This window comes from Allobosea sp. FW305-C-101 (assembly GCF_058783685.1).
Map to the genome: position 1 here is coordinate 715,404 of NZ_JBYSYT010000002.1, position 18,429 is coordinate 733,832.

14 protein-coding genes and 1 pseudogene are annotated in these 18,429 nt (G+C 67.1%); 5 read left to right on the top strand and 10 right to left on the bottom strand.

Translation table 11 applies throughout. The features are described 5' to 3' along the window. The first annotated feature begins 320 nt into the window (after window positions 1-320). Window positions 321-1,742 carry a M20 family metallopeptidase gene (locus AC3WMA_RS10950; protein ID WP_492285387.1) on the top strand — a complete coding sequence of 474 codons (1,422 nt, stop codon included), beginning with the start codon at window positions 321-323 and terminating at the stop codon, window positions 1,740-1,742. Window positions 1,743-1,887: 145 nt separating this feature from the next. Here AC3WMA_RS10950 and AC3WMA_RS10955 read toward each other — a convergent pair whose 3' ends face one another. Continuing rightward, window positions 1,888-2,166, bottom strand: a complete 279-nt coding sequence (locus AC3WMA_RS10955; RefSeq protein ID WP_492285388.1) for a hypothetical protein — start codon at window positions 2,164-2,166, stop codon at window positions 1,888-1,890. A 277-nt stretch (window positions 2,167-2,443) separates the two neighbouring features. Here AC3WMA_RS10955 and AC3WMA_RS10960 point away from each other — a divergent pair, with 277 nt between their 5' ends. After that, window positions 2,444-3,553 (top strand): aminotransferase class I/II-fold pyridoxal phosphate-dependent enzyme, encoded by a 1,110-nt coding sequence (locus AC3WMA_RS10960; RefSeq protein WP_492285389.1) that lies wholly within the window; start codon window positions 2,444-2,446, stop codon window positions 3,551-3,553. 175 nt (window positions 3,554-3,728) lie between these two features. Here AC3WMA_RS10960 and AC3WMA_RS10965 read toward each other — a convergent pair whose 3' ends face one another. From AC3WMA_RS10965 to AC3WMA_RS10975, 3 genes are read right to left on the bottom strand one after another with little or no spacing between them, the layout of a single operon-like run. After that, window positions 3,729-4,685 (bottom strand): Rossmann-fold NAD(P)-binding domain-containing protein, encoded by a 957-nt coding sequence (locus tag AC3WMA_RS10965; protein ID WP_492285390.1) that lies wholly within the window; start codon window positions 4,683-4,685, stop codon window positions 3,729-3,731. Then, entirely contained in the window at window positions 4,678-5,295 is a 618-nt protein-coding gene (locus AC3WMA_RS10970) for a helix-turn-helix transcriptional regulator (protein ID WP_492285391.1), read from the bottom strand. Before AC3WMA_RS10970 ends, AC3WMA_RS10965 begins: the two co-directional genes overlap by 8 nt. An 11-nt stretch (window positions 5,296-5,306) precedes the next feature. Beyond that, window positions 5,307-6,422: an aminotransferase class I/II-fold pyridoxal phosphate-dependent enzyme gene (locus AC3WMA_RS10975; protein WP_492285392.1), complete on the bottom strand. Its 1,116-nt coding sequence runs from the start codon at window positions 6,420-6,422 to the stop codon at window positions 5,307-5,309. A gap of 151 nt (window positions 6,423-6,573) precedes the next feature. Here AC3WMA_RS10975 and argH point away from each other — a divergent pair, with 151 nt between their 5' ends. The 3 genes from argH (at window position 6,574) to AC3WMA_RS10990 (ending at window position 12,407) form a co-directional block, all read left to right on the top strand. Then, window positions 6,574-7,992, top strand: a complete 1,419-nt coding sequence (gene argH / locus AC3WMA_RS10980; protein ID WP_492285393.1) for an argininosuccinate lyase — start codon at window positions 6,574-6,576, stop codon at window positions 7,990-7,992. A gap of 291 nt (window positions 7,993-8,283) precedes the next feature. Next, window positions 8,284-11,292, top strand: a complete 3,009-nt coding sequence (locus AC3WMA_RS10985; protein ID WP_492285394.1) for an aminotransferase class III-fold pyridoxal phosphate-dependent enzyme — start codon at window positions 8,284-8,286, stop codon at window positions 11,290-11,292. A gap of 86 nt (window positions 11,293-11,378) precedes the next feature. After that, window positions 11,379-12,407, top strand: coding sequence for a LysR family transcriptional regulator (locus tag AC3WMA_RS10990; RefSeq protein ID WP_492285395.1), 1,029 nt, complete (start codon window positions 11,379-11,381; stop codon window positions 12,405-12,407). On the opposite strand, the gene AC3WMA_RS10995 is transcribed toward AC3WMA_RS10990, so the two are convergent. The 6 genes and pseudogenes from AC3WMA_RS10995 to AC3WMA_RS11020 all read right to left on the bottom strand — a co-directional run bounded on the left by AC3WMA_RS10995 (window position 12,326) and on the right by AC3WMA_RS11020 (window position 18,426). Then, window positions 12,326-13,678 (bottom strand): MmgE/PrpD family protein, encoded by a 1,353-nt coding sequence (locus tag AC3WMA_RS10995; protein ID WP_492285396.1) that lies wholly within the window; start codon window positions 13,676-13,678, stop codon window positions 12,326-12,328. The genes AC3WMA_RS10990 and AC3WMA_RS10995 overlap by 82 nt on opposite strands. 37 nt (window positions 13,679-13,715) lie before the next feature. Beyond that, window positions 13,716-14,726 (bottom strand): serine hydrolase domain-containing protein, encoded by a 1,011-nt coding sequence (locus tag AC3WMA_RS11000; RefSeq protein ID WP_492285397.1) that lies wholly within the window; start codon window positions 14,724-14,726, stop codon window positions 13,716-13,718. A 43-nt stretch (window positions 14,727-14,769) separates the two neighbouring features. Beyond that, entirely contained in the window at window positions 14,770-15,564 is a 795-nt protein-coding gene (locus AC3WMA_RS11005) for an ABC transporter ATP-binding protein (RefSeq protein WP_492285398.1), read from the bottom strand. Further along, window positions 15,561-16,349: pseudogene (locus AC3WMA_RS11010) on the bottom strand (ABC transporter ATP-binding protein); the annotation flags it as partial. The pseudogene AC3WMA_RS11010 and the gene AC3WMA_RS11005, both read right to left, overlap by 4 nt. A 70-nt stretch (window positions 16,350-16,419) precedes the next feature. After that, window positions 16,420-17,352, bottom strand: a complete 933-nt coding sequence (locus tag AC3WMA_RS11015; RefSeq protein ID WP_492285399.1) for an ABC transporter permease — start codon at window positions 17,350-17,352, stop codon at window positions 16,420-16,422. A gap of 3 nt (window positions 17,353-17,355) precedes the next feature. After that, complete coding sequence (locus tag AC3WMA_RS11020) at window positions 17,356-18,426, bottom strand: ABC transporter permease (protein ID WP_492285400.1); 1,071 nt, start codon at window positions 18,424-18,426, stop codon at window positions 17,356-17,358. Window positions 18,427-18,429: the final 3 nt, after the last annotated feature.

Sequence of the window (18,429 nt, forward strand, 5' to 3'; positions counted from 1 at the left end):
TGGCTCGCCCTATCGCAGAAACCACACTCGAGAGAAAGTGCGAAAACGTAACCTGGCCGAAATAGATGAGTTTGACGAACAATGATCGGCGGAATCGACAATTGAATGATTTCAAACTGAAAGTATTCGACCCCGTGGGTTGATACTTCGAGCCCGGAACGCGAAGGCCGTTCTTGCAACGACAAATCCCTAGGAGAAGACCCGCCTCTGCCGCCAGCGCAGGCGAACCCTGCTGCCAGCCCGCTTGTGAGCCGCCCGCGCAACATGCCAGAAACCGGCACGGAATCGGGCCGAACGACCCGAGCAGGAGGAACCTACCCATGAGCAACAGCAAGGATGTCTGGCGTCGGATCGACGACAAGGCCCCGGCCTATTTCGGGCTCTCCGACCGCATCTGGCATACGCCCGAGCTGAACTATCAGGAGGTCCGCTCGGCCGCCGAGCACGGTGCCATGCTGGAGAGCGAAGGTTTTCGCGTCACCACCGGCATCGCCGGCATCCCGACCGCGGTCATCGGCGAAGCCGGCGAAGGCGGCCCGGTCATCGCGATCATGGGTGAATTCGACGCCCTGCCGGGCCTGAGCCAGGAGGCCGGCAACGCGACCGAAACCCCGGTCGAGAAGGACGGCAACGGCCATGGCTGCGGCCATAACATGCTGGGCTCGGCCTCGCTGCTCGCTGCCGCCGCGGTGAAGGACTATCTCGCCGCCAACGGGCTCAAGGGTCGCGTGCGCTATTACGGCTGCCCGGCGGAGGAAGGCGGCTCGGCCAAGGGCTTCATGGTGCGAGCCGGCGCCTTCGACGATGTCGATATCGCCCTGTGCTGGCACCCCGCCTCGTTCAACGGCGTCAACCGCGCCTTCTCGCTCGCCTGCGTCGAGATCGAGTTCACCTTCTCGGGGCGCGCCTCGCATGCCGCCGCCGCGCCGCATCTCGGCCGCTCGGCGCTCGATGCGGTCGAGCTGATGCATATCGGCGTCAACTACATGCGCGAGCACATGCCTTCGACGGCGCGCGTGCATTACGCGATCATCAATGCCGGCGGCATCGCCCCCAATGTCGTGCAGGCCACGGCGACGACGCGCCAGCTCATCCGGGCCGCGACGCTCTCCGAGATGTGGGAACTCGTCGCCCGGGTGAAGAAGATCGCCGAGGGCGCTGCCCTGATGAGCGAGACCACCGTCGCGATCAAGCAGCTCTCGGGCGACGCCAATCTCGTCGGCAACCGCCCGCTGGAAGAAACGATGCAGGCCAATCTGCTGGCACTGGGCGGCCCCGGCTTCGACGCGGCCGACCATGCCTTCGCCGCCAAGTTCCAGAAGACGCTGAGCCCGCAGGACATCGCCGCCGCCTATGGCCGCTTCGACCTGAAGCCGAAGGAGGGCGAGGCGCTGAGCGACGAGATCTATCCGCTCGGCGCCGGCAACGACACCTCGGTCGGCTCGACCGATGTCGGCACGGTGAGCTGGGTCGTCCCGACCGTGCAGTGCCGCACCGCCTGCTACGCGATCGGCACGCCCGGCCATTCCTGGCAGCTCGTCGCGCAGGGTCTCGCGCCGGCGGCCCATAAGGGCCTCGCGCTCGCGGCAAAGGCCATGGCCGGCGTCGCCACGGACGTGCTGAACGACCCTGCCCTGCTCAAGGCAGCCAAGGACGAGTTCGCGGCCTTCCGCGCCAAGAACCCCTTCGCCAATCCGATCACGGACGATGTCGAGCCCCCGCTCGACATGGCCGCGCATTGAGTGGGCTAAGCTAAGTCACACGACACGCGTCATCCCGGACGCAGCGAAGCGGAGATCCGGGATCCATCGTAGAGCACAGCGCCCCTCGATGGATCCCGGGGCAAGCCCGGGATGACGAGATGTTTCCGTGGAAAATCGGTCGGCGCTAGCCGCCCTTCGGCCCGGAAATCTCGACGCGGATCGTCGGCCGGGTCGCCTTGAACTCGGCGACGGCAGCCGACGTGAGATCCGACACCGAGTCGGACGCGTTCGACATAAGGCGCAGGATGATCCGTCCCAGCCGGTCGCGGGCCTCGGACTCCAGCTCGGCATCGAGCCTGTCGTCATGCCCGATCGCGGCCCAGGCCCTGGCCTGAACGGCTTCTGCGACGAGCAGTTCCTGGGAGTTCAGGACACCGGGAAAGCGGAAATTCGAGGTAGGCATCGGCGATTCAAACATGGCTGGCCAACGGATATAGGGTGGCATCGGTTCCCGGCAAGGCGGAGAGAAAATCCGCAGCCAGATAGGTCACCCTTCACTTTCGAAATTCCGTGTGACGAGCGCGCTACGAAACAGGGCGCAGACGCAGAATAAACACAAAATCTAAATTGGACTTGTTGTCCAAATTTGCCTTGACCCGTTCCTTCCCCGCCTGCACAGATGGCCGGCACAGCCTTGCCGCCCCGGCGGCAGGCGACAGACCGCAAGGCGGGAGGCTCGCGTGAAGTTCGACATTTTCCAGATGGAGCGGAACCAGACGCTCTTCGAGAACGACGTCGAGATCAACCTGACCGAGAGCGGCGTCCATCCCTGGTCGATCGAAGATATTCTGGGCGGCGAGGCCGCGCGCGACCTGCTGAAGCAGCCGCTCGGCTATGGCTGGACCGATGGCCGGCCGGACCTGCGCAACAACATCGCCTCCTGGTATCCCGGCGCCACCGCAGCCAACGTGCTCGTCACCAACGGCTCCTCCGAGGCGACGATGATCGCCCTGATGGCGCTGTTCGAGCCCGGCGACGCGCTGGTCTTCGCCCTGCCGAACTTCATGCAGATCGACGGGCTCGGCCGCGCGCTCGGCTTCGACATCCGCCGGCTCGAATTGTCGGGCGACACCGACTGGCAGATCGATCCCACCGGCCTCGCCAAGGTCGCGGCCGGCGCCAAGGCGATCGCCGTCACCAACCCCGCCAACCCCACCGGCAGCGTGCTCTCGGCCGCAAGCCGCGCCGCCCTCGTCGAAACAGCGAAGCGCAACGACGCCTGGCTGATGGTCGACGAGATCTATCGCGGCGGCGAGATCGACGGCGCCGAAACCGAGACACTCTGGGGCAGCTATCCCAAGGTCGTGGTCACCTCAAGCCTGTCGAAATCCTTCGCCTGCCCCGGCCTGCGCCTCGGCTGGATCGTCGCGCCGGCCGAAGTCGTGACGTCGGCGGCCGAGCGGCAGGACTACACCACGATCGGCAGCGGCATCCTCAGCCAGATCCTTGCGGAGGAAGTGATGCAGCCGGAGACGCGTGGCCGTCTGCTTGCTCGCGGCCGCGATTTGCTGCGCAGCAATGCCGATCTCGTGGCGCAATGGATGGCGCAGCACAATGACTGGTCCTGGCGCCGCCCGCAGGCCGGCGGCATGGCCTTCCTGCGCTATCCGCTCGACATGCCCTCGGAGGTCTTCTCGCAAAAACTGCGCGAGGAGGAGAGCGTCTTCGTCGTCGCCGGCAGCTGGTTCGGCATCGAGAACCACATCCGCATCGGCATCGGCGTGCCGACCGAAGTGCTGCGTGACGGGCTGGCGCGGATGGACCGGTTCCTGGCGCGGCACAAGGGCTGAGCGGAGAGTCCGCACGGCATCCGATGACGCCCTCGAACCACTGCATCATCCCGGGCTTGCCCCGGGATCCATCGGAGAGCTCCGGAGGTCCACGATGGATCCCGGATCGGCGCTGCTGCGCAGCTTGTCCGGGATGACGGCGAGGTTCCAGCAGGAAATCCGAAGACAGCTGACGCTATCTATCCCCGATCCCGTCCAGCACCACCCGCGCGATCGCGATGTCCTGCACCGCGATCCCCGTGAGGTCGGCGATGGTGATGTCGTCGTCCGAAAGCCGCGCCGGCACGTCGCCGGCCAGCACGGCCCCCAGCTCGACGCAATCGCCCGCATCGATCAGCCCGACGGCAGCGGCAGCAGCGAACTCGCCATGGTCGAGGCTCTGCTCCAGCGAATCCGCGATCCGCGTATCAGCCAGCGCGACCAATGCGGAATCCAGTTCCTGCTTGCCCGGTGCATCGGCACCCAGCGCGGTGATATGCGTGCCCGGCCTGATCCAGTCGTCACGGATGATCGGCGCGGCGGCCGGCGTCACCGTGATCAGCGCATCTGATTGTGCGCAGAGCGCCTCCAGTTCCGCGACCGGTTCGATCGTGATGCCCTCCCCTTCGAGATCACGCCGCAAGGCCTCCAGCTTCTCGGGCGAGCGAGCCCAGACCGCAAAGCGCGGCTCGCGATCGCGCAGCAGATGCGCGGCGGCGCGGATCTGGAACCGCGCCTGCGTACCGGCGCCGACGATCCCGATCCGGCGCGCGTCAGCCCGCATTCCCGCCCGCGTCGCGATGGCACCAGCCAGCGCCGTCCGGAGATCGGTGAGCCAGCCCTCGTCGCGCAGCATCGCGACGACAGCGCCGGTCTCGGCCGAAAGCGCGATCATCATGCCGCTCGTCGTCGGCAGGCCTTTGGCGGGGTTGTCGTAGAACCCCGTCGCGATCTTCACGACGAAGATCGGATCCCCCGCGATATGGCCGAACTTGATATGGCAGTCGCCATTATGCGCGGGAAAGCCGAGATAGCCGACCGGCGGCATCTGCACCTGCCCCGCTGCGGCCGCCTTGAACCCCTCCTCCAGCGCGATGAAGGCCCGGTCGAGATCGACGGCGGCCTGGATCTCCGCACGCGACAGGTCAAGCATCCGGGGTCTCGTTGGCCTGGTTGAGGTAGTTGTAGACGGTCGCGCGGGCGAGTCCGAGGATGCGCGAGATATAGGCGGCGGCATTGCGTCCGCCGAAGGCGCCGTTGGCGGCAAGGTCCGCCACCAGTTCGCGCTTCTCGGCCCGGCTGAGGCTAGTCACGCCAAGGCCGCGGCTTTGCGTCCATTGCTGCACGAACTCGTTGATGCGCTCGTGCCAGTCTTCCTTGAACAAAGCCTGCGGCTTCTCGACGCCGGCCGGCACGGTCGCCAGGGCGGAGAGCGTCTGCATCAGCGCATGGAACTGCGAGACGTCGACATTGATGCAGAGCACGCCGATCGCCTTGCTTCCAGTCGAGAGCACGATGCTGATCGATTTCAGCCGCCGCCCGTCCCAGTTCACCTTTTCATAGGGGCCGATGATCGTCTCGTCGGGATCGAAGCCGATCTCATCGAGCAAAGACGGCTCACCGAGCACGCGCTGCGAGAAATTCCCGGCGATATGCACGACGCTCTGCGTGCCGAGATCATGCAGCACGACCTCGGCATGCGGCCGGAACAGCAGCGCCACCGCATCGCAGACCGGCAGATAGGGAGCGAGTTCCGGCGTCATGCGCGAAGGCTCTAGCGCGGCTGCGACTTGAGATAGTCGCTCAAGCGCTCCAGACCCGCCGAGAGATGGTCACCCGGCGCGCCGATGCCGATGCGGATATAGCCGTCCATCCCATAGACGTCGCCCGGCAGCAGCATGATCCCGCGCTCCTCGCGCAAGCGGTGCACGAGCTCGGTCGAGTTCATCGAGTGGCTGTACTTGATGAAGGCCATGCCGCCGGCCTTGGGCGGCACGAAGGAGAAGAACTCCTCATTCGCCTTCACCCAGTTCGCCAACAGCGCGAGGTTCTCCCGCAGGATGGTCTTGCTGCGCTGCAGGATCTCGGCGCGCTTCACCGGCTGAATGACGATGCGGGCGATATGCTCGCTCAGCGCGCTCGTGGTGATCGAGGTGTAGTCCTTGTTCTGCCAGGCGGTGTAAATGTCCTTGGCCGGGCCGACCAGCCAGCCGATGCGCAGGCCGGGCAGCGCCATCGCCTTGGAAAGCCCGCTGGTGATGATCGCCTTTTCGTAGAGGTCGGCGAAGCTGGGCGGTTCGTCGGTTTCGAGCTCCGCGCCCTTGTAGACCTCGTCGGCATGCAGGTAGCAGCCCTGCGCCCGGGCGATCTCGACCAGCGCGTCCATCGTCTCACGCGACAGCAAGCTGCCGGTCGGATTGTTCGGATTGCAGATCGTCATCAGCTTGGTGCGCGGCGTGATCGCCCGGCGGACCTCGTCGAGATCGGGCGTCCAGCCCAGCTCCTCGCGCAGCTTCACTTCCTTGACGGTGGCGCCGATCGCCCGCGCCCAACCCCAGATCTGCAGGTAGTTCGGCACGAAGACGACGATCTCGTCGCCCGGCTCGATCAGCGACATCACCATCAGGAAATTGGCCTCGGCCGACCCGTTGGTGACGATCACCTCGTCCGAGGTCCGGTTGCGATGGAGCTTGGCGATATCCTCGCGCAACTCGACCGCGCCATTGGTCCAGCCATAGCCGAGCTCGACCTCCATCAGCTTGGCGCGCTCATCGGCGCTGAGCAGTTCGTTCAGCGAATAGGGATGGACGCCGCTGTCGGAGAGATTGAACTCGACGGTGTTCTCGTAGAGCGACTGGATCCGCTCCAGTGTGAATTCTTCGATCTTCATGCTGCCCATCCCGCGGCGGCCGATCCACCGCATCTCCTCGCGAGTATGATGGGCATCATTTAGACGTCAAGGTCGATTTTGGAATTTACAGTCCAAATCGCGATTGCTATCCCTTGGCGACCACGTCGCAGCCGCTCCCGAAGAGCCCATCATGTCCGACCAGAACCCCGGTGCCAACAAGATGTGGGGCGGCCGCTTCACCACCGCACCGGCCGATGTGATGCGCAGGATCAACCCCTCGATCGGCTTCGACTACCGCCTCTATCGGCAGGACATCGCGGCGTCGAAGACCCATGCCGCGATGCTGGCCCGCCAGGGCATCATCGCCAGCGCCGACAACGAGCGCATCCAGGCCGGTCTGGACCAGATCCGGGGCGAGATCGATCGAGGCGAACTCCAGTTCAGCATCGACCTCGAGGACATCCACATGAACGTGGAAGCGCGCCTCAAGGAGATCATCGGCGAGCCGGCCGGGCGCCTCCACACCGCCCGCAGCCGCAACGACCAGGCCGTCACCGATGTCCGCCTCTGGATGCGCGACGCGATCGACGAGCTCGACGGCGTGATCCAGGAGCTGCAGCGCGCCCTGATCGAGCGCGCCAGCGAGCATGCCGGGACGATCATGCCGGGCTTCACTCATATGCAGGTCGCCCAGCCCGTGACCTTCGGCCACCATCTGATGGCCTATGTCGAGATGTTCGGCCGCGACCGCGAGCGGCTGGCCGGCGCGCGCCTGCGCACCAATGTCTCGCCGCTCGGCGCGGCCGCGCTCGCCGGCACAGCCTTCCCGATCGACCGGCAGTTCACGGCCGCCGAGCTCGGCTTTGCCCGGCCGACCGAAAACTCGATGGATTCGGTCGGCGCGCGCGACCATATCTGCGAGCTCCTGTTCTGCTGCGCGATGCTGGCCGTGCATCTCTCGCGCCTCAACGAGGAGATCACGCTCTGGTGCAGCGACGGTTTCCGCTTCATCGCGCTGTCGGACGCCTTCACCACCGGCTCCTCGATCATGCCGCAGAAGCGCAACCCGGACGCCGCCGAGCTGGTGCGCGGCAAGACCGGCCGCGTCGTCGGCTCGCTCACAGCCATGCTGGTGGTGGTCAAGGGCCTGCCCATGACCTTCATGAAGGACATGCAGGAGGACAAGGAGCCGATGTTCGACGCGCTGGAGACAGTCGGGCTCTGCGTCGCCGCCACCACCGGCATGATCCGCGACCTCACCGTACGCCCCGAGGGCATGCGCGCCTTCCTGGACCGCGGCTTCCCGACTGCGACCGATCTCGCCGACTGGCTGGTGCGCGAGGCCGGCATTCCCTTCCGCGACGCCCATCACATCACCGCCCGCGTCGTCGCACTGGCCGAGGCCAAGGGCTGCACCTTGCAGGCGCTCGACCTCGACGCCATGCGCTCAGTCGACCCCCGCATCAGCGCAGCGGTGTTCGAGGTGCTGGCGCCGGAGCATTCCGTCCGCAGCCGGCGCAGCTATGGCGGCACGGCGCCCGATACCGTCCGCGAGGCGATCGAGCGGGCGAAGCAGCGCTGGCTGTCCAACAAGCCGATCCAGAGCTGAATTGTCATCCCGGGGCTTCGCGCAGCGAAGAACCCGGAACCCACGACGGGGCGAGCGGCCAGCAGCCGCGCACAGGATGTCTCACCCGGTCGTGGGTTGCGGGTTCGCGCCTTCGGCACGCCCCGGAATGACAATCGCCCTCGCCCAACGCAACCCGGCGGCCGTCGTCCCGCAAACTTTGCGGGATCAAACCGGCCGCCTTTCTGGCTATGGATGACGGCGCCTGTCGATTCGACCGGGCCTGAGGAAACGAGCGCGGAGCCACAGCAGCTCCGCGGCGGGGGAGAGATGATGGAACACCTCTGGTTGCGTGGGGTCGCCGAGCAGTTCGGCATCGATGGCGGGCTGCGGCAGCTCGGCGGCGAATACGACCTCAATTTCCGCGGCCGGACCAGCGAGGGCGACGTCATCGTCAAGGCGATGCGCCCGCAGGGCGAGCCCGCTCTCGTCGACCAGCAATGCGCCGCGATCAGTCACGCGCTTGCCGCCGATCCGACGTTGCCGCTGCCGCGCCTCCTCCCCGCCGAAGGCAAGTGCTTCTGGCAGAATGTAGCCGATTCCAAGGGCCAGCAGCGCATGGTCTGGGTCCAGCGCGCCTTTACCGGCATTCCGATGGGCGAAGCCGGGCCGCAGCCGCCCGCCGTCCTCTCCGAACTCGGCGCGCTGACCGCACGGCTCGACCTTGCGCTCCGCGATTTCAAGGTCACGGCCGCACCTGACGCCGCGAAATGGGACCTGACCGAGGCCGGCTGGATCAAGCCTCATCTCGACGTGCTCGAAGGCTCGCGGCGTAAGCTCGTGGCCGGCATCGTCGCTGGCTTCGAGGCCCTCAAGCCTGCGCTCGACAGGCTGCCGCGCCAGACCATCCATAACGACCTCAACGACTTCAACATCCTCGTCGAGCCACGCCTCGGTGAGCCCGCCCGGATCAGCGGCCTGATCGATTTCGGCGACATGACCAACGGCCCGCGCGTCTGCGAGATCGCCATCGCCGCGGCCTATGCCATCCTCGACCACGAGACACCGGAAGCCGCGCTCGCGGCCTTCGTCGCCGGCTATCACGACGTCTCATCGCTGAGTGCCGAAGAGATCGGCCTGATCTGGCCGCTCGTGCGCATGCGGCTTGCCGTCAGCGTCGTGAACTCGACGATCGAGGCCAAGGGCCGCCCGAACGACCCCTATGTCACCATTTCGCAGGCTCCGGCCTGGCGCTTCCTCGAAAACCCCGCCATCGACGGCGAGTTGATGGGCGCGCGCCTGCGCAATGCCTGCGGCCTGCCCGTCACCGATGCTGCCGGCCGTATCGCGAGCTGGATTGCCGCACAGCGCGGCAGCTTCGCGCCCGTGCTCGGCCGTGCGCTCGACGGCCTGCCGGTCGGCTCGCTCGGCATCGCAGAGGCGACGATCCCCGCGAACCCGTTCGAACTCCGCGCCGACGAGGCCCGCAATCTCGGCGCCGGGCTCGGCATCCCCCAGGAATGGTGGCTCGGCCAATATGGCGAGCCCCGACTGGTCTATACCGACAAGGCCTTCCGCAAAGGGCGCTGGCTGGCCTCGAACCGCCGCACCATCCATATGGCGGTCGACGTCTTCGCGCCGGCCGGCGAGCCGGTCCGCGCGCCTCTCCCCGGCAAGGTCGCGTTGGCGGAGAACCGCAAGGGCCATCTCGACTATGGCGGCGTCGTCATCCTCGAACACCGCACGCCTGCCGGCGACGTCTTCCATACGCTCTACGGCCATCTCGCAGCCGACGGCGCGGCCAAGCTGAAGCCAGGTCAGGAGATCGCGGCAGGCGAGGCCTTCGCCAAGCTCGGCCCGGCCGAGGAGAATGGCGGCTGGGAGCCGCATCTGCATTTCCAGCTCGCTCTGACGCTGGACGGCATGGGCCATGACTGGCCGGGCGTCGCCGATCCCGACGACTGGGCGCTTTGGCAGGCAATCTGCCCGAACCCCGCCGCCCTGCTCAACCTGCCCGACGAGGCCGTCGCCTATCAGGCGATCGACGAGGTCGCGCTGCTGGCCGAGCGCAAGGCCCGCTTCGGTGCCAATCTGAAGCTCAGCTACAAGCGGCCGATCACCTTCCTGCGCGGCTGGCGCCACCATCTCTTCGACGCGATGGGCCGGCCCTATCTCGACGCCTATAACAATGTGCCGCATGTCGGCCACGCCCATCCGCGCATCCGCAAGGTGGCGATGGACCAGCTCGCGCGGATGAACTCCAACACGCGCTATCTCCACCCGGCGCCGATGGCGCTGGCCGAGCGGCTGACCGCGAAGCTGCCTGCGGAGTTGGAGGTCTGCTTCTTCGTCAATTCCGGCTCGGAAGCGAACGAGCTGGCTTTGCGCCTCGCCCGCGCAGCGAGCGGCGGCTACGACATCGTCACGCCCGATCACGGCTATCACGGCAACACCACCGGCGCGATCGACATCTCCGCCTACAAGTTCAACAAGCCGAACATGGGCGGCCGCAAGCCCTGGGTGCAGCTCATCGACGTCGCCGATGATTATCGCGGCCGTTTCCGCCGCGACGATCCCGACCGGGCGCTGCATTACGCCGAGCAGGTCGACGGCGCGCTTGCAGCCATCGCGGAACGTGGCGGCAAGGTCGCTGGCTTCATCGCCGAGACCTTCCCGAGCGTCGGCGGCCAGATCATCCCGCCGCCCGGCTATCTCGCGGCCGTCTACGAGCGCATCCGCGCCGCCGGCGGCATCTGCATCGCCGACGAGGTCCAGACCGGGCTCGGGCGCCTCGGCGACTATTATTTCGGCTTCGAGCAGCAGGCGGTGCAGCCTGATATCGTCGTGCTCGGCAAGCCGCTCGGCAACGGCCATCCGATCGGCGCGGTCATCACCACCCGCGCCATCGCCGAGCGCTTCGCAGAAGGTCCCGAGTACTTTTCGACCTTCGGCGGCTCGAACCTGTCCTGCCGCATCGCCTCGGAAGTTCTGGATATCGTCGAGGAGGAAGGGCTCTCGGCCAATGCCAAGGCGATGGGCGAGAAGCTGCTCGCCGGCATGCGCGCGCTGATGGCGGACTATCCTTGTGTCGGCGACGTCCGCGGCATCGGCCTCTTCCTCGGACTGGAGCTGGTCGCGGATCGCGAGACGCTGGAGCCCGCAACCGATGCCGCGGCCCATGTCATGAACCGCCTGCGCGACATGCGCATCCTTGTCGGCCGCGAGGGACCGGCCGACAACATCCTCAAGATCCGCCCGCCGCTGACGGTCGGTGCCGACGATGTCGAGATGATCCTCGACCGGCTGCGGATCTGCCTGCGCGAGGTCGAAGCCGCGCGCTAGCCGGCCGGCACGGCGCCTGCATGCACCGGTCCGCTTCTGGCGCGGCCGGGGCGGCCGTGCCATCCTGCGCGCGCGGAGGAGTGGTTATGGAGTTGAAATGGCTGGAAGACGTCCTGAGCCTTGCCTCGACGCTCAGCTTCTCGCGCTCCGCCCGTGAACGGAACGTCACGCAATCGGCCCTGAGCCGCCGGGTCCGGCAGCTCGAGGACTGGCTTGGCGCGCCTCTCTTCGACCGCAGCAGCTACCCGATCCGCCTCACCGAAGCCGGCAAGACGTTCCTGCCACGGGCGCAGGAAATCCTCAGGCAGGTGCAATGTGCCCGCCAGGAGGTGCTCCAACAGCGGGAGGATGTCTCGGAGATGCTGGTCTTCGCGACGCTGAACACCCTGTCGCTCACCTTCTTTCCCGGCCTCGTCCGCCGCATCGAGGACAGGCTCGGCCCGCTGAAGACGCGCTTCTGCGACCAACGCGCCTCCTTCGGCGGCAATGTCGCGCTGCTCAACCGCGGCGAATGCGATTTCCTGCTGACCTATGCGCATCCGACGGTATCGCCGGAACTCGACGCCGAACACTTCATGTATCGCCATCTCGGCAGCGAGCGGGCCATCCCCGTCTCACTGCCCGATGATGACGGCGAGCCGCTTCACGGCTTCTGTTCCGGCGACGCTCCCGTCCGCCTTCTGAGCTACGGCAACAGCTCCTTCTTCGCGCGCCGGCTCGCCCTGCTCTTCGCCGAACGGCCGACGCCGCTGATCACCGTCTACGAGAACCCGATGTCGGTCGGCCTCAAGGCCATGGTGCTGGCCGGGCGTGGCGCGGCCTGGGTTCCCGAGAGCCTCGTCGTCGACGAGTTGCACGACGGCCGGCTCGTCCCGGCGGCCGACCCGTCCTGGTACATCACGGCCGAGATCCGGCTCTACCGGGCCAGGCAGCAGGGCCGGCCCGCCCTCGAGCGATTCTGGGAGGCTATCGCGGTCGAAGTTCAGCCGGAGCCCCCGGCCGAACCGGCCCGGACAGCCGCCGGAAGGCGCGGCTATGCGCGCGCCGCCTCGGCAGGCTCCGACAACAGGAAGCCGAGATCCGCCGCTGCGTCGATCTCGGTAAGCCGGGTATAGAGCGCGTCCGCGCCCGGCAGCCCGGCGCAGCAGTCCGCGAACTTCGCCGCGCGGTCATTGTCGTCGAACGGAACCGCGATCGAGCCCTTGGCTTCCCGCCGCTCGGCCTTGAGCACGCGCCCGTCCTTGAGGCTGATGGTGACACGATGTGGCTGGCGCCCGCCCGCCTCCTCGCTCTTCTCGTAGGATCGCATCACCGTCAGCGGCAGCAGGCGCCGGACTTCTGCGCGCGCTACCGCTTCCGGCGTGAAATCGGCAACCGATAGGCGATCCTGCAAGAGCGCGAGCGCCACGCAGTAATGCATCGAGAAGCGGCCCTGCATCTCGTCCTGCGGATCGGGATAGGCGAGGTTGCGGGCATTGGCGATGCCGACCAGCGTATCGACCGACGCGACGTCGTCGGCGCCGAAACCGTGCTCCGCCCTGAGGTCGAGGATCGCATCGACCGTATTATGCGTCGAGCCGCAGCAGGGATGGCGCTTCGGAGTCAGGCCGTCACTCTCGATCACATGCGGCGAGGCAAGCGCCATCTGGTCCCAGCCGGCGGCGCTATCGTCGCCGAACAATTCAGCGATGCCCATTGGGCATTCCAGGATGTCGAGCCGCCCTGTCATGCCGGCGGCTGCAAGAGCTGCCGCATCGACGGCATTGCGCGCCGCAAGCCCGGCATGAAGCGGCTTTGCCGGCGTGCCGAACTGGCCTTTCGGGCCGGAGGCCATGCTGGCGGCGACGCTCATGGCCCGCGCGATGCCGGCGGCATCGAGCCCCATCAGCCAGGCCGTGCCCGCCGCCGTGCCAATGGCGCCGACGGTCGAGGTCGCATGCCAGCCGATCGTGTAATGCGCCGGGTTGATGCCGCGCCCGACGGCGGCCTGCGCCTCCAGCCCGACGAGATAGGCATCGACGAAGGTCCGCCCGCTCGCACCGCGCCCCTGCGCCACCGCGAGCAGCGCCGGCACCAGCACCGCCGAGGCATGGGTGATGCCCGGCCTGAAATTGTCGTCATAATCGAGCGCATGCGCCGCCGTGCCGTTGACCAGCGCGGCGACCGCCTCCGTCGCCCTGCCACCACCCGCGACCGCAGCCGCTCCCTGCGGGCCGATGCCGGACGCGAAGGCCTGTCGCACGGCCTGCGTCGCCTGATCGCTGATGCCGGCCAGCATGCAGGCCACCGTATCGGTGATGGCGTGATGCGCCCTCAGCCGCGCGAGCGGCGAGAAGACCGGCCCGGAGCGGCTCCATGCGGCGATACGTTCGATGGCGCTGGGCATGATCACTCCCGGTCGGTCTGGCGGAGGCTAAGGCTGCTCAATCCTGCCGGCGTGCTTCGAGGATCAGGCGCAGCAGGCGGCCGAAGGCGAAGCGGTTCACCTCCGTGCCCTTGATGTCGGTGTTGACGCGGTGAACGATCACGAGGTCGAGCGACGGGATGACTAGGCAGTTCTGCCCGCCGACGCCTTGCGCGCTGTAGCTGCCGGCCGGCAGCACGACGCCCGGGAATCCTGCGCCGGAGCGCTCGGTCCACCACATATAGCCGTAGCCGCCGCGCGGCCCGGCATCGGAAAGCGGCAGCACGCTGGTCGCGACCCAGTTGGCCGGGATGACCTGCTTGCCCTGCCAGCGCCCCTGCCGCAGGAACATCAGGCCGAAGCGGGCGAGATCGCGCGTCGACATCCGGAACGGATAGGCAGGGTGAACCGAGCAATCGTCCGGTTCCAGCCAGCCATCGCGCCGCTCGCCGTCGAGGCGGAAATCCTCCATGCCGAGCGGGTGGCCGATCCGCGTCAGGAAATCCTCATGGATGCCGGCGCCGGTCAGCGCCGTGAAGATCGTGCCGAGCGCGTTGAAGTCCCAGTTGTTGTAGAGCCAGAAGGTGCCCGGCGGCTGCGAATGACGCGGCGGCTTGATCGACTTCATCCAGGGCGATTCATAGCCGGCCGGATGGAAGATGCCCGAGCGCGCCGTCAGCAGATCGTAGATCGTCGCGGCCTTCTCGCGCTCGCTCAAGCCTTCCTTATCGTCGATGCCGAGATCGGCGAGCGTGCGCGACAGGTCGATCCGACCCTCTTCCTCATGGATGCCGATCAGCGCGCTGAGGAAGCTCTTGCGGACGGAATGGCACAGGTAGCGATGAGCGAGATCGCCGCGGCTCGCCACCACCCGCCCGCCCTGCACGATCATCACCGTCGCGGTCGAGATGGTGTCGGCATAGCGCCAGGCGCGGTCGAGCCCCTCGCGCGACCAGCCGGCCGCTTCCGGCGCGACGCTCTCCCAGTCCTTCGCCGGCCAATGCTCTCCCGCCAGGGACTTACCCGTCATGCCTGCCTCGTCCATCCGCTGATCTTCCGAAAGTGCCGATCGCTCACGCGATCGGGCGATAGCCCACGCTCGCCTCGAGGAATTCGCGCGTATAGGGCTCCTGCGCTCGGCCGGCCCTGACATCGGCCGAGCTCATCTCCTCGAGGATGCGCCCCTCGCTCATCATCGCGACGCGCTCGCAGAGATGCGTCACCACCGCGAGATCGTGGCTGACCATCAGATAGGTCAGGTCGCGGTCACGGCGGAGCTGCTTCAGCAGGTTGAGGATTTCCGCCTGCACCGAGACGTCGAGCGCCGAGGTCGGCTCGTCCAGCAGCAGCAGCTCCGGCTCGATGATGAGCGCGCGGGCGATCGCGACGCGCTGGCGCTGGCCGCCCGAAAGCTCGTGCGGAAAGCGATAGCGGAAGGACGGCCCGAGGCCGACGGCGGTCAGTATCTCGTCGATGCGCTCCTGCGGCCGGTCGAAGCCGTGGATCTTCAGCGGCTCGGCCAGCACGTTCTGCACCATCTTGCGCGGATGCAGCGAGGCATAGGGGTCCTGGAACACCATCTGCACGCGCCGGAAGAAGGCCTTGTCGCGCGTATGCGGCACTTCGCGGTCATGGAAGGCGATCGAACCGCCATACTCGCTGTTCAAGCCCGCGAGCGCGCGCAGCACCGTCGACTTGCCGCAGCCGGATTCGCCGATCAGGCCAAAAGCCTCGCCATGGCCGAGCGTGAAGGAGACATCGTCCACCGCCTTCAACGCCGACGTACCGCGGCCGAAGATGACGGAGAGATGGCTGACCGTGAGGGCAGCCGGGCGGTTCGCCGCCATGACCGGATCGCTCGCGTTCATGCCCGGCTCCCGCTCTGCAAGGTCGGCCCGTCCAGCCAGGCCGGATCGCGGCTCGGCACCTGCAGCATGTCGGTCTGCCGGTCGAGGCGCGGCAGGCTGTCGAGCAAGGCGCGGGTGTAGGGATGGCGCGCATTGCGCAATTCGCGCGCCGGGATGTCTTCCATGATCCGGCCGGCATACATGACCAGCACGCGGTCGCAGAAATCCGCCACGAGATTGAGGTCGTGGCTGATGAAGATCAGACCGGCGCCGCGCCGCGTCACCAATTCGTCGAGGATGCTCAGCACCTGCCGCCGGATGGTGACGTCGAGCGCCGAGGTCGGCTCGTCCGCGATGATCAGGTCGGGCTCGGGGATCAGCATCATCGCGATCATGATGCGCTGGCCCATGCCGCCCGAAACCTCGTGCGGATAGAGCTTGAAGACGCGGGCGGGGTCGCGGATCTTCACCGCCTCCAGCATGGCGAGCGCCCGGGCCTCGGCCTCCTTGCCGCCGACCTTGTGATGCAGGCGGTAGGCCTCGGTGATCTGCTCGCCGACCCGCATCAGCGGATTGAGCGAGAATTTCGGGTCCTGCAGGATCATCGAGATGCGGTTGCCGCGGATCGTCCGCATCTGCCGTTCGCTGACGCCGAGCAGGTCGATCCCGTCGAAGGACAGTTTCCTGGCGGAGATCGTCGCGGCCTTCGGCGTCAGCTTCAGGATCGTGCGTCCGGTCAGCGACTTGCCCGAACCGGATTCGCCGACGATGCCGACCTTCTCGCGGCCCACGCTGAAGGAGATGCCGCGCACCGCCTGCACCGAGCGATGTGCGCCCTTGAAGGTGACGGAGAGGTCCTCGACCTCGAGCAGCGGCTTATCCATGACGCGGATCCAGGATGTCGCGCAGACCGTCGCCGAACAGGTTGAAGGCCAGGCTGGTGACGAGGATGGCGAGGCCGGGAATGCCGGCGATCCAGCCATTGGTCAGGATGAACTCGCGACCGGACGCCAGCATCGCGCCCCATTCCGGGCTCGGCGGCTGGGCACCCAGACCGAGGAAGCCGAGGCCCGCGGCCGTCAGGATGATCGACGCCATGTTGAGCGTGATGCGCACCACGACGGAAGGGATGCACATCGGCACGACATGGCCGAGGATGATCCGGAGCGGCGACGCGCCTTGCAGCCGCACCGCCGCGATATAGTCGGACTTGCGGATCGACAGCGTCTCCGCTCGCGCCAGGCGCGCGATCGGTGGCCAGGCCGCGAGCGCGATCGCGATGATCGCATGGTCGATGCCGGGGCCGAGCGCCGCGACGAAGGCGAGCGCCAGTACAAGGCTCGGGAAGGCCAGGAAGATGTCGACGATGCGCATCAGCACGATATCGGCCCAGCCGCCGAGATAGCCGGAGGTCGTGCCGACGATCAGCCCCAGCGGCGCCGCGATCACCGCGGTCAGCAGGGCAATGTAGAGCGTGATGCGCGCGCCGAAGACCAGCCGGCTGAAGATATCGCGGCCGAGCTCGTCGGTGCCGAACCAATGCGCGGCCGAGGGCCGTTGCAGGCGGTTCGTCAGGTCCTGCGCGTAGATGTCATGCGTCGCAACCAATGGCGCGAACAGCGCCACCAGCGCGATCAGCACGATGATGGCGAGCCCGAACATGGCGGCGGGGTTCGCCCTGAGCCGCCACCATTTCAGCGAGAGTTGCTGCATCCGCGCCTGGAAGGGCGAGGAGGGCACGGGCGCCGCGAGCCAGGCCCGGAGGCCCCGCTCGCTGGCCTGGTCGATGGAGTGTGGTGTCATGGCCATGCCTCAGCGGGTCCGCGGGTCGAAGACCCGGTAGAGCAGGTCGCACAACAGGTTGAGCGTGACGAAGATGACGCCGACCAGGAGCGTGCAGCCGACGACGGCGTTCATGTCGCCGGCGAGCAGCGCATTGGTCAGGTAGCGGCCGAAGCCCGGCCAGGCGAAGACCGTCTCGGTCAGGACCGCGCCTTCGAGCAGGAAGGCGTAGGACAGCGCGACCACCGTCACCACCTGCACGGCGATATTGCGGAAGGCATGGCCCCAGACGGTCCGCGCCCAGGACAGGCCCTTCACGCGCGCCGTCACGACGTATTCCTGGCTGAGCTGCTCCATCATGAAGCTGCGGGTCATGCGGCTGATATAGGCGAGCGAGCTGAAGGCCAGGATCGAGGCCGGCAGGATGATGTGCGACACCGCATTGCGGAACATCTCCCAGTTGCCGGCAAGCAAGCTGTCGATCAGCAGGAAGCCGGTGACCGGTTCGAGGTCGAACTCATAGGTGAAGTCGATACGGCCGGGGCCGCCGACCCAGCCCAGCGTCGCGTAGAACAGCACGAGCCCCATCAGGCCGAGCCAGAAATTCGGGGCCGAATAGCCGATCAGCCCGACCACGCGGACGATCTGGTCGAGCCAGGAACCGCGATACATTGCCGAGAGCACGCCGAGCGGAATGCCGAAGCTCGTGCCGATCACGATCGCCACGCTGGCGAGCTCGATCGTCGCCGGGAAGACGCGGGCGATATCGGCCACGACCGGCTTGCCGGTGGTCAGCGCCATCCCGAAATCGAGATGCAGCACGCCCCAGAGATAGCGGCCGAACTGGATGTAGAGCGGCTGGTCGAGGCCCAGCTGCTTGTACATCGCCTGATAGGCTTCCTGGGTCACGTTGTCGCCGAGCACGGCGACGACGGGATCGAGCGGCAGCAGGCGGCCGATGAAGAAGGTCAGCGCCGCAAGCCCGAGCAGGGTGACGGCGAAGGAGGCGAGGGTCCGGCCGGAAGCCTTGAGCCAGGACGGGAGGATAGCCCGCCCTGGATCGGAGCTCAGGCCGGGCGCCGCGGCGGCGGTCCGGGACATTGC